This is a genomic window from Corynebacterium pseudopelargi, from assembly GCF_003814005.1.
Taxonomy (GTDB): domain Bacteria; phylum Actinomycetota; class Actinomycetes; order Mycobacteriales; family Mycobacteriaceae; genus Corynebacterium; species Corynebacterium pseudopelargi.
This window is the reverse complement of the sequence record NZ_CP033898.1, coordinates 187264-201698: the sequence shown is the minus strand read 5'-3', so window position 1 is coordinate 201698 and position 14435 is coordinate 187264. Positions and strand designations below refer to the sequence as shown.

Sequence of the window (14435 nt, the reverse complement as noted above, 5' to 3'; positions counted from 1 at the left end):
GTTGCTTACACCACAAAATCGGCTCACCTGCGGTTCTACCCCCGAAAGCACGAAGCCAACCCCGCATTACCCGTTGGGATTCAATCCCCCGATTGGGGGTAGGTTCTGCTCATTGCTCTTCTCCTGCGAAAAGGGCAAAATTGAGGGGATGCCTAATTCTCAAACCAATTTCAACGAAACCTTCGATAACGACCTCGATTACCCCCGCCTCGGTTCCGTGAGCTTCCGTCGCGGCACACTCACCGATAACCAAGAGGCCAACTGGAATCAGCATTGGCCGCGTTTGGGTAAAGAGCTATCCAAGGAGCTTATCGACGTCCCCGCGTGGTTCAACCGCGAAGCGCCCACCATCCTCGAAATCGGCTCGGGCACGGGAACGTCCACCGCAGCCATGGCGCCGCTCGAAGCAGATACCAATATCATCGCCGTGGAGCTCTACAAGCCAGGCCTAGCCAAACTCCTTGGCGCGGTGATCCGCGAAGACATCGACAATGTGCGGATGATCCGCGGCGATGGCGTGGAAGTACTCACCCACATGTTCACCCCGGCCTCCCTCGATGGCGTGCGCATCTTCTTCCCAGATCCCTGGCCCAAGGCCCGCCACCATAAACGCCGCATCATCCAATCCGGCGTGCTCAACCTCATTGCCTCAAGGCTCAAACCGGGTGGCGTGCTGCATGTGGCAACAGATCACGCCGATTATGCGCAGTGGATTGATGAGCTCGTAGACGTCGAAAAGCAATTGGAATATATGGGCTGGCCTTGGCCGGAATGCCCGCAACTGACTGACCGCCAAGTCATCACCAAATTTGAGGGCAAGGGGCTAGAAAAAGACCACACCATCCGCGAATTCCTCTGGAGGCGCAAGTGAGCAAGAAGCTGCTGCTAGTTTGGGATGCGCCCAATTTAGACATGGGTCTTGGCGCCATCATCGGCGGAAGGCCAACCACCGCACACCGCCCCCGCTTCGATGCCGTGGGCAAATGGCTCCTGGCTCAAGCCGGGCGCATCAGCCACACCACCGGCGAGCACACCGAGGCCGAGGCCACCGTCTTTACCAACGTCACACCCGGCGCCGCCGATCAAATCAAGCCCTGGGTAGAAGCGCTGCGCAACGTCGGCTTCGCGGTGTTTGCCAAACCCAAGCTCAACGAGGACACCGACGTTGACCCAGACATGGTGGAATTCATCCAAGCCAACCGCGATGAGCTTTCCGGCGTCGTGGTGGCCTCTGCCGATGGCCGAAACTTCAAAGACCTCCTCGAAGGCCTCGACTGCGATGTCACCGTCCTTGGCTTCCGCGAACACGCCACCTGGGCTTTAAACAGCGAATCCATCACCTTTGTGGATCTAGAAGAAGTCCCAGGGGTCTTCCGCGAGCCACTACCGCGCGTGGATCTTGATAATCTCCCGCCCGAAGGCGCCTGGCTTGCGCCTCTTCGCCCCTTGAGGAGCCTGAGTGTTTAATAAATGGGGCTCTGCGGCGTATCGCTTCCGAAAAATCATCCCGCTGGCCATCCTCGCCATCATCTTGGGGCTCTATGGCATCTTCGGCGTCAAGCTCGATGATCGCTTAAGCCAAGAGGGCTGGGATGATCCAGGTTCATCCTCCACCCAAGCCGCTCGTATTGAGCAAGAGGTATTTGGCCGCGATGCCAGCGGCGATGTGATCTTGTTATTCGATGACATCGGGCGCAAGGATGAAATCCAGGCGTATCTGAATCAGCTCAAGTCCGATCACCCGGATCAGATCAAGCAGATCGTGAGCTATTTCGATAACCAGCAGGAGATCATGCGCAATGGCGATACGGCCTTTGCCGCCGTATCGCTTCAAGGCGATGGCGAACAAACACTGAAAGATTTCCGCGAAATTAAACCGGACCTGCAGTTCGAGGGCATGGAAGTAGCCGGCGCTACCGCCGTAGCCGATGCCTTAGACGAAGGCATGGCAGGCGATATCCACCGCGCCGAAATCTACGCCCTGCCCGCAGTGGGCCTGCTGCTCCTGCTCGTGTTTGGCTCCATCGTGGCAGCATTGATGCCTTTGATCGTAGGTGTGCTTTCCATCCTCGGTTCCATCGGCGTGCTCGCCGTGATCGCCGGGTTTACCCAGGTCAATGTGTTTGCCTTAAGCGTGGTCACCCTCCTAGGCCTTGGCCTTGCCATCGACTACGGCCTATTTATGGTGTCGAGGTTTAGAGAAGAACTCGCCCGCGGCCAAGAAGTACCAGATGCAGTGCGCACCACCACTGCCACTGCAGGCAAAACCGTGGTGTTTTCTGCAGCCATGGTGGCAGTGGCCCTATCGGGCCTGTTTGTGTTCCCGCAGGCCTTCCTCAAATCCGTGGCCTATGGTGCAATCAGTGCCGTCGGTTTGGCCGCCTTGCTTTCAATTACCCTGCTGCCGGCCATCTTTGGCCTGCTAGGTAAGCGCATTGATCTTGGGACCGTGCGCAAAACTCGCCCCGAGGCGCGTCGTATTCGCGATACCTGGTGGTATCGCCTGCCCGCATGGTCGATGCGCCACGCCAAGGCCGTGACCTTCGTGATCGTCATTGGCTTGCTTGCGCTTACCGCGCCACTTTTTGGCATCAAGTTCGGTGGCATCAACGAAACCTACCTGCCGCCAAATAACCAGGTGCGCGAAACCCAGGAGCGCTTCGATGAAACCTTCCCAACCCTGCGCACCGACCCCATCAAATTGGTGGTTCGCGGCGCCGATAATGCCGAATTGGTAGAGATTTACCAGCAGGCCAATGAAGTGCCCGGGCTTACCGACCGCTTCAAGGCCTCCCAGGCCACCAAAGATGGCGTGACCGTCCTATCTGCTGGCATTAGCAACCGCGAAGATAACGCCGCCGTGGTCAAGCAACTGCGCGATATCGACGTCCCCGAAGGCGTGGAGGTCTATATCGGTGGCACCCCGGCCATGGAAGTGGAATCCATCGAGGCGCTCTTCCAGCGCCTGCCGCTGATGGCCTTGTATATCGTGGCAGCCACCTTCATCCTGATGGCCTTGGTATTCGGCTCCTTCATCCTGCCCGCCAAGGCAGTGATCATGACCATCCTGGGCATGGGCGCGACCTTAGGCATCCTCACCGCAATGTTCGTTGGTGGCGTGGGAGCGGACCTCTTCAACTTCTCCCCCGGCCCGCTGATGAGCCCCGTGCTGGTGCTGATTATGGCCATCGTGTACGGCCTGTCCACCGACTATGAGGTGTTCTTGGTATCGCGCATGGTAGAAGCCCGCGATAATGGCGCCAGCACCGATGAGGCCATCAACTACGGCACGGCACGCACCGGCGGCATCATCACCGCCGCCGCCTTGATCATGATTGTGGTGTGCGGCGCCTTCGGGTTCTCCGAGATCGTGATGATGAAATACATTGCCTTTGGCATGATCGCCGCATTGCTTTTCGACGCCACCATCATCCGCATGATGCTGGTGCCCGCAGTGATGCACCTGTTGCGAGAAGATAACTGGTGGGCACCGCGCTGGGTAAAGAAGGCCTCTGCTGCCCTTGGGCATAACCAGGTGCGCGTAGCACAGCCTGGCCGATCAGGCCGACCGGCTACCGGCAACAACGAACTTGTGCCTTTTAACGAGCTCGTCAACCGACTCCAACGCGAGGACTAACACCATGAGGAAGTGGCTGCGCTTCTTAGGGCCGCTGGCAATCATTGCCATTGCGGCATTCCTGCTGCGCGACAAAATGCCCTTCCTTGCCGGTGGCTACCAAGAAGTATTAGAGGCCAATAACTTTGGCCTCTTCCTCGCGCTAATTTCCACTCTCGCCTCAATGGTGGCCATGGCCGAAGTCATGCGCCAACTGCTGCAAGCGGGAAGATCGAAAATTTCGATCTGGAAAACCCTTGAGCTGACCTTCGTGGCCAACTCCTGGTCTTCGACCTTCCCTGGCGGGGCGGCCATTAGCACCGTGTATCAGTACCAAACGATGCGCAAATGGAACGTCTCGGTGATGGTGAGCTCATGGTTCATCATCGTCTCCGGCGTGCTTTCCACCCTGTGGTTGGTAGGCCTTGGGCTGGTGGCAGTGATGTTCTTAGGTGCCTCTTTTAGCATCTGGCCGCTGCTTGGCACCGCCGCGGTGATGCTGGGCATCGCCTCCCTGGTCTACCTTGCTACCACCCACCCCAAAACCACCTCGAAAATTATCTGCACCGAGGTGCGTGCCTTTAATAAGCTGCTGCGGCGCGACCCAGACCGTTGGATCCCAGAAATCCGAACCCATATCCGCCAACTCAACTCCGTGTACCTGCCCTGGCGGCGCTTCGTCGTGGTCGCGGCGCTGAGTCTTTTGAATTGGCTGCTAGAAATTATCAGCCTCTGGCTGTGCATCTGGGCTGTTACCGAACAATTGCCAGGCCTTGAGCGCGTGGGCGAAAACCCCTCCTTCTTGGGCGTGGTCTTAGCCTTTGTTACCTCCAAGATCGTGGGCACCGCCCAGATCACCCCCGCAGGTTTAGGCCCGGTAGAAGCAGCCATGACCGCTAGCCTTGTAGCAGTAGGCATGACGGCCTCGAGTGCCTTCGGTGCCGTCTTTGTCTACCGCATCTTGACCTTTGCCCTTATGACCATCCTCGGGTGGATCATCTACCTCATCTCGGTGGCCCGAGGTGGGCTGAAAGCAGGAAGAACAACATGAAAACCCTCGGTATCGACCTCATCGCCGTGTTCATTTTCGCCGTACTTGCACGCCTTGCCCACGGTGGCCTTGGCGTTGTGGCCGTGTTAGATACCTTCTGGCCTTTTGCCATTGGTGCAGTTCTTGGCAATCTGCTTGGCCGTGGGCGCGGGCTTGTGGTGTGGCTGTGCACCGCCATCACCGGCCTTGCCATCTGGGGTGTGCGCCACGGCGAAATCCCCCACTGGAGCTTTATTATCGTGGCCTCGCTGATGTCGGCTGTGCTGCTGCTTGGATGGCGCCGCCTGTGGCAGCCCAAATAAGGTGCAGCAGCAATAACACCAGCAGCACATGGGCTGCAGTATCAAAACCGCTTAAGTGAGCCCCCAGGCACACGGTGCCAACGGGGAAGGTGGAGGCAAACCAGCTCGGGTTATAGGGCATTGAACCCACCGCCGACCAGTGACGATATAGGGCATATCCCACCAGCGGCACGCCGATGCTGAGCATGATCACTCCATATAAATGCGCGCCCCATAACAGGTGGGCTGCCGCAGTGGATTGGCCAACGATGCCAAGGGGAATCCAGGTGGTAGTGCGAAGCGCTAGCGGAACCTTGGCGCGAAGATATGCCACCACAAAGGTTGGTACGCCGGTGCACCAGGCCAGGAAGAACATGGCCATGCCGATGTGCATGATCAGCGGGCTTTGCAGGTGCGCGCCAAGTTGCGCGGAGCTGGTGGCCGTCACCATTGGGGCGACCAGCGGCAAACCCCAGGTAAAGGCGGCAGGCCCGGCCTTGCCGCGCAGCAGTGCCACCGTGTACCACAGGCAGGTGATCACACTTAGCACACCACCGATGAACCAGGCGGCGGCATGCACCCACCAAAGCCCCAGGATGGTGGAGTATGCGGTGCCGAGGGCGAGCACGCCCATGGAATACATGCCCCAGGCCGGCATGGTGGCGGTGCTTAACCGCTCTTTTCGGCTTACTAATAGCAACAGGATACTCGCCGCTATGAGCAGCACATAGGAAAGCCAGGACAGGCCGAAGATGTTGCTTAAGGTGGCCGAGATGCTAGTGCCCATTAAGGCACCAGACCAGGCAGGCCCGAGTGTTCGAAGTTTCATAGTGCCTAAGCCTAAGAGCCTGCAGGCAGTTGCGGGAGAGCGCAAACAACTGTGGGAGCTACAATCAAATCATGTACCTGCTGCCTGATGCCGCCACCCTAGAAGCGATCCTCGCCGTGGCAGACCAAGGTGGCATGGCAGCGGCAGCAAGAGCCACGGGCAAAACCCAACAGAGCATCAGCGTGCGGGTTGCCCAGGCAGAAAAGGCCTTGGGCCTCAGGCTCTTTGCTCGCAGCGCCCGAGGCTGCTCCCCTACCGCCAGAGGCGAAGAAGTCTTGCAGATCCTGCGGCGATACCAGCAGGCAAGCAACACCTGCGCCAGCGAGCTTGCCCGTCTACTCAATCCAGTGTTGCGCATTGCCGCCTCGCACACCGTGGCCGAATATGACTTACCCAGGTGGGTGCATGGCCAGGTGCGCGTACTGCAGGCCAATAGTGCCCAGGCCCAAGAACTACTGTTTTCTGATGCCGTGGATCTGGCCTTTGTAGAAGGCAACACCATCAGGCCAGGTTTAGAGCAGCAGGTAATCACAAGCGATGAGCTGTGCGTGGTAGTGCCCGAAGATCACCCCTGGGGCCAAAGCATTAGCCCGGAGGAGTTTGCCAAGGTGCCGATGGTGATGCGCGAGCAGGGATCGGGCACGCGCGAGGTGCTCGAAGCCGCCGCTGAGGCATTACAGATAGGCCTTGCTACACCAGCCGCGGAGTTTGCCTCACTGGCAAGCCAGGCCAGGGCGGTGTTGGCCATGGGCGTGCCCGGTGTGATTCCGGTGCGCACGCTCAGCCCTGGGCTGCGTCGGGTGCAGGTTCAGGGCTTAGATCTGCGTAGAGATATTCGAGCGGTGTGGAAGGGCGAGTTGCGCCCCGAGGCAGCCGCCTTGCTGCGCACCGCCACCGAAGGCAGTGCAAGCCACCTAGACTGAGCGGCCGCGCTGTTCCGGTAGAAGGAAGGTTGCCAGCGCTGCGATGACGAAGGCCGAGGCGAAGATGAAAAAGAGCGCACCCTGGGCAATCAGTGGCACCGCCAGCGGGGCAATGATCGAGGCGATGCGCCCTACGGCCGCTGCCTGGCCTGTGCCGGTGGCCCTTAAGTTGGTGGGATAGAGCTCTGGGCCGATGGCGTAGAGCGCGCCCCAGGCACCAAGGTTGCACATGGAAAGGCAGCACCCTGCCAACACCACTTGCCAATCTTGAGCGGCAAGGGCGAAGGCCGCTGCTGAGATCGCCGAGCCGCTGAGCATGGTGGCTAAGGTGGCGCGCCGTCCCCATCGCTCGATCAGCACGGCTGCAATGGCGTAGCCGGGAAGCTGGGCAAGGGTCATGACCAGGGTGAAGGCAAAGGATTTGACCAAGGTATAGCCCGAGGCGTGCAGCAGGGAGGGCAACCATAAAAAGGCGCCGTAGTAGGCGAAGTTGATGCACAGCCACACGGTCCACAGCGCAAGGGTGCGTTTGCGCAGTGCCGGGGCGAAGATGCTGGTGGCTTCGATACGTTCTGCCGGAAGCGTGGGCGTGGGCTTGGGGTGAAAGAGCACCGGGGAACGCTGCAGCGACTCAACCACCTGATCGGCCTGCTCAAATTTGCCCTTGGATTCTAAAAAGCGCACCGATTCCGGCAGCGTCAAACGCACCACAAAGGCGTAGAAAGCTGGCACGCAACCTAAAAGTAGCGCCCAGCGCCAACCCTGTTCCGATTGCCCCACCACGAAGGTGCCGATCAGCGCGGCCATAATCCAGCCCACTGCCCAGAAGGCTTCGAGGATCACCACCATGCGCCCGCGCACACGCTTCGGCGCAAATTCACTGACGTAGGTTGATGCCACCGGCAACTCAGCACCAAGGCCAAGGCCTACCAAGAACCTCAAAGCAAGGAGCATGCCTAAGCCTGTCGACGCCGCCGACGCCCCAGTTGCAATGCCATACACCAACAAGGTGAGCGCAAATATATTTCTACGCCCGAACTTATCTGCCAATAAACCGCCCAAAGAGGCGCCGATGGCCATGCCCACAAAGCCGATAGATCCAAGCCAGCTTGTCTCCGTTGGGCTTAAGCCCCAGTGGGCCACGAGTGCGGCCATAATAAAGCTAATCAGTCCAATATCCATGGCATCCATGGCCCAGCCAAGGCCAGAGGTGCCGAGGATTTTGGCGTGCCCTTTTGTTACAGGAAGTTCGTCGAGTTGTTTCGTCCGCATTGCTCGAGCGCCTTTCTCATGCAATAACCAGTGTTGTATAGCTCGTGCAACGTTGTCTTTCCCTCGCTGGAGGGATCACCACACAAGATTCAATAATCAACTACTGGCGCCATAAAAGAAAAAGGCGCTGCCCCCGTTTGGGAGCAACGCCGGCGAGAATCTTCGCGCCTTAGCCATGCCATACGCGCCCTAACAGGGGCGTTTATCAACATTGCTACATTGGCATAATCGTGTGCTTCTTCGGCAGATCATGTTCCACCTTGGTGGCCATGTGGCGAAGCGCTCGGCGCAAGGCCAGACGAGTTTCATGCGGCTGGATCATCGCATCGATATAGCCGCGCTCTGCAGCCACATAGGGGCTGGTCATGTTCTCGTCATAGAAGTCCATAAAGACCTTCTTCATGTACGCACGCTGCGCTGGGTCTTCAATGGCCGCCAATTGCTTGCCCTGAATCATCACCGAAGCGGCAGCCGCACCCATCACGGCAATCTGGGCCGTTGGCCACGCCAGGTTGATATCACCGGTGAGGTTCTTAGAACCCATCACGGCATAGGCTCCGCCGTAGGCCTTGCGCACAATCAAAGAAATCTTCGGCACCGTGGCCTCTACCAACGCAAAGGCCAACTTTGCGCCGCGGTGAATCAAACCGGAGGTTTCTTGATCCACACCGGGGAGATACCCAGGAGTATCGGCAACGAACAAGATCGGAATATTGTAGGCATCGCAGATGCGAATAAAGCGCGCGCCCTTATCGGCGGCATCGGCATCAATACACCCAGCAAATTCCAGTGGCTGGTTTGCCACCACGCCCACTGAGTGGCCGTCGATCCTGGCAAAGGCAGTGATCAGATTCGGGGCGAAGCCACCCTGGATCTCTAAAATATCGTCGTTATCAAAGAGCTGCTTGAGCAGATCATGCATGTCATAGCCCGCATTGGTGTCATCGGGCATGAAGGTATCCAGCGCCTCAGTAACCGCCACATCTTCATCACTGGGTGCCCAGTAGGTGGGGTTTTCATCCTCGCACGTTAAAGGCAGATGCTGGAGCAGATCGTGCACGAAGTTAAAGGCGTCTTCTTCATCGGCTGCAACATAGGAAACGTTGCCGTTTTTCTCCTGCTGCCTGGCAGATCCCAGCTCCTCGGAGGTGATCTCCTCGCCGGTGACTTCCTTAATCACAGCAGGGCCTGTGACATACATTTCTGCGCGCTTATCCACGGCAATAACAAAGTCGGTAGTCACCGGCGCATACACGGCACCACCGGCAGACTTACCCATCATGATGGAAATCTGCGGGCTGCGGCCAGAAAGCGGCAACTGGCGCTTGGCAATCTCGGAGTACATGGCCAAGGAGGTCACAGCATCTTGGATGCGCGCACCACCGGAATCCTGGATACCAATGACGGGGCAACCAATCTTGATGGCCATATCCATCACTTCGCAGACCTTGCGCCCGAAGGTGACACCCACCGAACCGCCATAGACGGTCTTATCGTGGGCATACACCGCCACTGGGCGGCCGTCGATACGCCCATAGCCAGTCACCACACCATCTGAATAGGGTGCTTCCTTATCATCTGGAGTGCGGCCAAGGGCGCCGATCTCTACAAAAGAGCCCTTATCTAAAAGGCGGTCAATGCGTTGGCGAGGTGTGGTGAAACCGGCGGCATCACGCTTGGCGCGTGAACGCTCAGAACCGGGATCCTGAGCCTTTTCAAGGCGAGCGCGCAGGTCAGCGAGCTTTTCCGCCGTGGTTTCCAAAATCACTCCCTCATAGACGTTTCTTCCAACTAATCCACGATAGTCGATTGCCCTAGAAGTTAATAATGCGCTGGGTCATCGCCGTACCCACCTTGCCAATCTCCGGCTCATCAACCACAGCCAGGTGATCGCCCTTAAGGTGCACGATCTCAAGATCTTTCACAATCTCGGCCCAGCCGCCGTCCTCGTCGATCTCGGCGTAGGCGGGTTCCAACTCCACTGCCCCATCGTGCATGCGCTCGGCGCGGAAGAGCAGCACTGGCTTATCCACCTGCTGCCAGCGGCTGAAATCGAGGCGATCCAAAATGCGGTTATCTACAAAGGAGGCGCGCTGGTGCTCCAGCACACCGGCCGAAAGGCCATGCTCTGAGGCATCGGTATTGGCCAAGAATTCAGCCATCATTGCCAGCAGCGCATCCTCGCCTGCAGATTCCAAAAGCTCATAGGGCACCGGGAAATCCAGGCCATAGGTCTTCTTGGCAAAGGCGGAATAGCGCTCCCAACGACGTTTGGTTTCTTCTGGCGTATCGGGAGCCGGATGCGCAGGTCGCACGGTATCTAATAGGGCAATAAAGGCCACGTCTACGCCCTCAAGCTGCGATGCCACCTCATAGGCCAATGCGCCACCAAAGCTCCAACCGCCAAGCACCACCGGCAGGCCATCGGAATAACGCTGAATCTCATCCAAGTAGCTTGCGGCGCGTTCTTCGAGGCTGCCTTCGAGGCGCTCAACACCATAGACGGGTACGTCTTCGGGCAAGCGGCGCATCAGTGGTTGATACACCACGCTCGAACCACCCGCCGGGTGGAACATGAATACTGCCGGTTGCGTGGATCCTTCTGGGCGGGCACGCAACACGCGGATATTGCCCTCAACATCAGTTTCGAGCCCCTCGCGCACCAGGTTGGCCAATGGTTCCAAGGTGGGCGCTTCAAGCACATCTTCAACGCTGACAGACGTGCCAGCGCGATCGCTCAGGCGCTCGGCAATGGCCTGGGCCTGATCCTGCGGAATCTCCGGCAACTCGCTGGTCACACCAGCAGGCGCCTTGCCCACGATGCCAGACCAGGTGGCAAACACCAGGCGCTCAGAGGCATCGCGCGGAGCCACGCCTACGCCCTGGGGTTTCTTCTCCTTCGGCGCTTCCCGTTGCTCCTGGGCTTTCGCCACAGGCTCGGGCATGGCCACGTTGGTGTCTTGGGTTTCGGCATTTCTGCCGGCAACAAGATCTTCTACCAAGGTCACGACATCGGCCACGGAGGCGTCGCGAAGCGCCTGCACCTGCAGGGGAGGAATCTGGAACTCGTGCTCAATGCGGTTTTTAATGCGCATGCCCATCAAGGAATCCAGGCCCAAATCAATCAAAGGCAATTCGCGCGGGAGATCCTCAACGTCATAGCCCATTGCCTCGGAAACGATGGTGCGCATGCGCTGCTCCACGGATTCACTGCCATCCCACACCGGCTCCGGCAGCGCGTCTTCCTCGGGGCTTAACTCCTGCGTTTGCTCCGCAGCGGGGGTGGTCAAGGTGGTTGCAAAACCTTCCGCCAAGGCGATGGTCTGCTCCCCCATCACCCGGTAGACCTGCACATTGATGCCGGCCACGTTGTGGGATACGACGGTGCTGAGCTCACCAGAAGCAGGCAGCGCCGCGTGTTCTTCCAGCGCCAAAATGCTCGCACCAGGCAACACTGCCTCCACGGCAGCCTCGATCAAGGCTTCTACACTCGGCACCTGCTCGGCCACGGTGCTAAAGGCCACCTGGCCAGGCAGCGTGACCTTGGTGCCAGGCAGTCCACCGTGGTGCGATTGTGGGCGCGCAGCAGTCCAATAACGCTGACGCTTCCACGGCACCCCTGGTGCGTGCTGCATGGCGCCATCGCCATAGAGCTTGGAAAAGTCCACGGGTGCGCCTTGCACATAGAGCTTGGCCAGCGCATCACGCAGGCTTTCGCCCGCATCCACCTTGCGCTTGAGCGAGTAAATGAGCTGCGCATCGGCCTTGCCCACGCTAAAGGCGGTGTTCATCATGCCCATCAGCGCTACTGGGTTGGGGGAAATCTCCACCAACAGCTCAAAGCCATCGGCAAAAGCGCGCTCGGTGGCGTCTTGGAACAACACCGGCTGGCGGGTACAACGCAACCAGTAGTCCACGTCGTGGACCACATCGCCCGGCTGGTAGGTGTGTGCCTCCACGGAGGAATACAGCGGGATCTGCAAAGGCTTGGGCTGAATCATGGACGCCTCGGCGGCGAGCTCGCCAAGCAAAGGATCCACCGCGCTGGTGTGGCCGGCGCCCTTGACGTTGAGCAAGCGTGCAAACTTTCCTTCTTCTTGGAGTTGCTCCACCAACGCGCTCACGGCATCGCGTGGGCCGCCAACGGTGGTCATGCCAGGGCCTGCGAACACGGCAGGCTCAATGCCTTCTGCGAATTCGGCATCGGCGGGCATTTCCACCACAGCCATGGCGCCAAGTTGATCTTCTGGCAGCGAGGCCTCACCCTCGCCCATGAGCCTGGCGCGGTGGATGGCTACCACCATGGCATCTTCGGCACTCAGGCCACCTGCCGCGTAGGCGGCGGCGATTTCGCCCATGGACATGCCCATCACAGCGCTGGGGCGGGCGCCGAAGGCGGCAAATAGATCGGTGAGCGCAATTTGGATCGCGGTGATGGCCACCTGAGCCGTTTCGGTGTTATAAGTCTGGGCATCATCTTCGATGAGCTCAACGATGGACCATCCGGCTTCAAATTGCACCAATTGGTCCAGCTCGCCTAGGCGCTTGGCCACGAAGGGCGAAAGCTCCATTAAGTCTTTGGCCATCTTGCGGTGCTGGGAGCCAAAGCCCGAGTACACAAAGACTGCGCCCTGGCCCGGCGCGTCTGCTGCGACGATGCCGATGCTGGTCTTGCCTTCTGCGACCTGATTGAGGCGCTTGATGGCCTCTTCGCGGTCGGCTGCCTGCACCACGGCGCGGGAGCGGCCATGGTTGCGTTTTGCCAATGAGCGAGCCAGCGCCGGTAGGTCTTCTTCTACCGCTTGGGCGTAGGCTGCGGCAGCTTCACGACGCCGCGAAGGCAGCAAGCCGGAGATGGGGAACACGCCCGTTTCGGTGCGAAGCAGTGGCTGTTGGGGTTGGTCTTGTGGCTCATAGGATTCCAGCACGACGTGGGCATTCGTGCCGCCGAAACCAAAGCCGGACACGCCGGCAACCTTGTGCCCGGAGTATTCGGGCCATTCGCGGGGATCTTCTACTACCTCGATGCGTTCGGCATCGAAGTCCACATAGCGGTTGGGGGCAGAAAAGTGCAGCGAGGGCGGCAGCACATTGTGCTGCATGGCCAGCACCGTTTTGATCAAGCCAGCAACACCGGCGGCAGATTCGGTGTGCCCGAAGTTGGTTTTGGCGCTACCGAGCAAGGTGGGCTGTTCTACGCCACGGTCGCGGCCAAGCACCTGGCCTAGGGCGGTGGCTTCGATGGGGTCGCCCAAAATGGTGCCGGTGCCGTGGGCTTCTACATAGTCCACATCTTTAGGGTCGATGCCCGCATCGCTATAGGCGCGTTGAAGAACGTCGACCTGTGCTTCCGGGTTTGGTGCGGTAATGCCATTGGAATGGCCATCGGAGTTCACCGCCGAGCCCTTGATCACTGCCAAGACTGTATCCCCGTCGGCTTTTGCGTCGGAAAGCCGCTTGAGCACCAACACACCTGCGCCATCGCCGCGCACAAAGCCATCGGCATCATCGGAAAAGGCGTGGATCTTGCCGGTTGGGCTAAACACGCCGAGCTCACCGAAAGAGGTGGAAACAAAAGGCGCGGCCAAAATATTCACGCCACCGGCAATCGCCACATCGGCCTCCCCATAGCGCAGGGCGCGCACTGCCTGGTGGGTTGCCACGAGGGAAGAAGAGCAGGCGGTATCCACGTTCACCGAAGGTCCGCGGAAATCGAAGGCATAGGAGATGCGGTTCGGAATAATCGAGCTTGCGGTGCCGGTGAGGGCGTAGGGGTGAGCCTCGGCCGGATCGGAGCTGATGAGCATGCCGTAGTCGTTGCTAGAAGATCCAAGGAACACACCAACGGGCTCGCCGCGCAAAGAGCTCGGCGGGATATGGGCGTGTTCTAAGGCCTCCCAGGTCAGCTCCAACATGATGCGCTGCTGGGGGTCGATATTGACTGCCTCGAGTGGCGAAAGGCCAAAGAATTCAGCATCAAAGCTGGCAATATCTTCGATATAGCCGCCGGTGGTATTGGTTTCTGCCATCTTCTTGGCAGTCACCTCATCACCTGCGTATTCGCTCCAGCGCCCGATGGGCAGCTCCCCTAGGCCATCGCGGCCTTCGACGAGCATGGCCCACATTTCTTCGAGGTTATTCGCCCCTGGGTAACGCGCAGCCATGCCTACGATGGCGATGTCGTGTTCGGCGGGCTTTTCTTCAATCACCACCGCTGCGCTTTGTTTCGGTGCACCCTGCACTAATCTGCGACTCAGCGCATTAATGGTGGGGTATTCATAGGCGATGGTGGGATCTAAACGAGTACCTAAAAGCCGCTCAAGTTCACCCGAAAGAGCAACCACGTCTCGAGAGGATAGGCCGAAGGCCTGCATCGGTTGATCATCGTCGATATCCTCAGCCCCGGTAGTTTCGCGAACCCAGTCGCGTAACCATTGGCGTAGTTGCTCAGCCGTCATGAAAA

General features: G+C 59.0%; 10 protein-coding genes. 6 read left to right on the top strand and 4 right to left on the bottom strand.

The features are described from left to right. Positions 1–148 precede the first annotated feature (148 nt). Genes trmB through CPPEL_RS00935 form a run of 5 tightly spaced genes read left to right on the top strand, consistent with a single transcriptional unit; the run spans position 149 to position 4969 of the window. Entirely contained in the window at positions 149–871 is a 723-nt protein-coding gene (trmB, locus tag CPPEL_RS00955) for a tRNA (guanosine(46)-N7)-methyltransferase TrmB (protein ID WP_123959302.1), read from the top strand. After that, entirely contained in the window at positions 868–1467 is a 600-nt protein-coding gene (locus tag CPPEL_RS00950; protein ID WP_342767972.1) for an NYN domain-containing protein, read from the top strand. The genes trmB and CPPEL_RS00950 overlap by 4 nt, the downstream gene beginning before the upstream one ends. Next, positions 1460–3637 (top strand): MMPL family transporter, encoded by a 2178-nt coding sequence (locus CPPEL_RS00945; RefSeq protein WP_123959298.1) that lies wholly within the window; start codon positions 1460–1462, stop codon positions 3635–3637. The genes CPPEL_RS00950 and CPPEL_RS00945 overlap by 8 nt, the downstream gene beginning before the upstream one ends. Positions 3638–3641: 4 nt before the next feature. Further along, the gene (locus tag CPPEL_RS00940) at positions 3642–4667 is read left to right on the top strand and encodes a lysylphosphatidylglycerol synthase transmembrane domain-containing protein (RefSeq protein WP_123959296.1); all 1026 of its coding nucleotides are present in this window, start codon (positions 3642–3644) and stop codon (positions 4665–4667) included. After that, positions 4664–4969, top strand: a complete 306-nt coding sequence (locus CPPEL_RS00935) for a DUF3054 domain-containing protein (RefSeq protein WP_123959294.1) — start codon at positions 4664–4666, stop codon at positions 4967–4969. The genes CPPEL_RS00940 and CPPEL_RS00935 overlap by 4 nt, the downstream gene beginning before the upstream one ends. On the opposite strand, the gene CPPEL_RS00930 is transcribed toward CPPEL_RS00935, so the two are convergent. After that, positions 4902–5777 carry an SLAC1 family transporter gene (locus tag CPPEL_RS00930; RefSeq protein WP_123959292.1) on the bottom strand — a complete coding sequence of 292 codons (876 nt, stop codon included), beginning with the start codon at positions 5775–5777 and terminating at the stop codon, positions 4902–4904. The genes CPPEL_RS00935 and CPPEL_RS00930 overlap by 68 nt on opposite strands. A gap of 71 nt (positions 5778–5848) precedes the next feature. Between CPPEL_RS00930 and CPPEL_RS00925 the strand changes: the two genes are divergently transcribed. After that, positions 5849–6700, top strand: a complete 852-nt coding sequence (locus CPPEL_RS00925; RefSeq protein ID WP_123959290.1) for a LysR family transcriptional regulator — start codon at positions 5849–5851, stop codon at positions 6698–6700. Here CPPEL_RS00925 and CPPEL_RS00920 read toward each other — a convergent pair. From CPPEL_RS00920 to CPPEL_RS00910, 3 genes are all read right to left on the bottom strand, one after another. Beyond that, complete coding sequence (locus tag CPPEL_RS00920; RefSeq protein WP_123959288.1) at positions 6692–7972, bottom strand: MFS transporter; 1281 nt, start codon at positions 7970–7972, stop codon at positions 6692–6694. The two genes, CPPEL_RS00925 and CPPEL_RS00920, sit on opposite strands and share 9 nt — an antisense overlap. Before the next feature lie 214 nt (positions 7973–8186). Beyond that, on the bottom strand, positions 8187–9734 hold the full coding sequence (locus CPPEL_RS00915) for an acyl-CoA carboxylase subunit beta (protein WP_425453804.1): 1548 nt from the start codon (positions 9732–9734) through the stop codon (positions 8187–8189). 52 nt (positions 9735–9786) lie between these two features. Further along, positions 9787–14430, bottom strand: a complete 4644-nt coding sequence (locus tag CPPEL_RS00910; protein WP_123959285.1) for a type I polyketide synthase — start codon at positions 14428–14430, stop codon at positions 9787–9789. Positions 14431–14435 lie beyond the last annotated feature (5 nt).

Coding starts and splice junctions, on each gene's coding strand:
- CPPEL_RS00925 (WP_123959290.1), top strand. CDS start 5,849: ATGTACCTGCTGCCTGATGCCGCCACCCTAGAAGCGATCCTCGCCGTG.
- CPPEL_RS00920 (WP_123959288.1), bottom strand. CDS start 7,972: ATGCGGACGAAACAACTCGACGAACTTCCTGTAACAAAAGGGCACGCC.
- CPPEL_RS00940 (WP_123959296.1), top strand. CDS start 3,642: ATGAGGAAGTGGCTGCGCTTCTTAGGGCCGCTGGCAATCATTGCCATT.
- CPPEL_RS00930 (WP_123959292.1), bottom strand. CDS start 5,777: ATGAAACTTCGAACACTCGGGCCTGCCTGGTCTGGTGCCTTAATGGGC.
- trmB (WP_123959302.1), top strand. CDS start 149: ATGCCTAATTCTCAAACCAATTTCAACGAAACCTTCGATAACGACCTC.
- CPPEL_RS00935 (WP_123959294.1), top strand. CDS start 4,664: ATGAAAACCCTCGGTATCGACCTCATCGCCGTGTTCATTTTCGCCGTA.
- CPPEL_RS00910 (WP_123959285.1), bottom strand. CDS start 14,430: ATGACGGCTGAGCAACTACGCCAATGGTTACGCGACTGGGTTCGCGAA.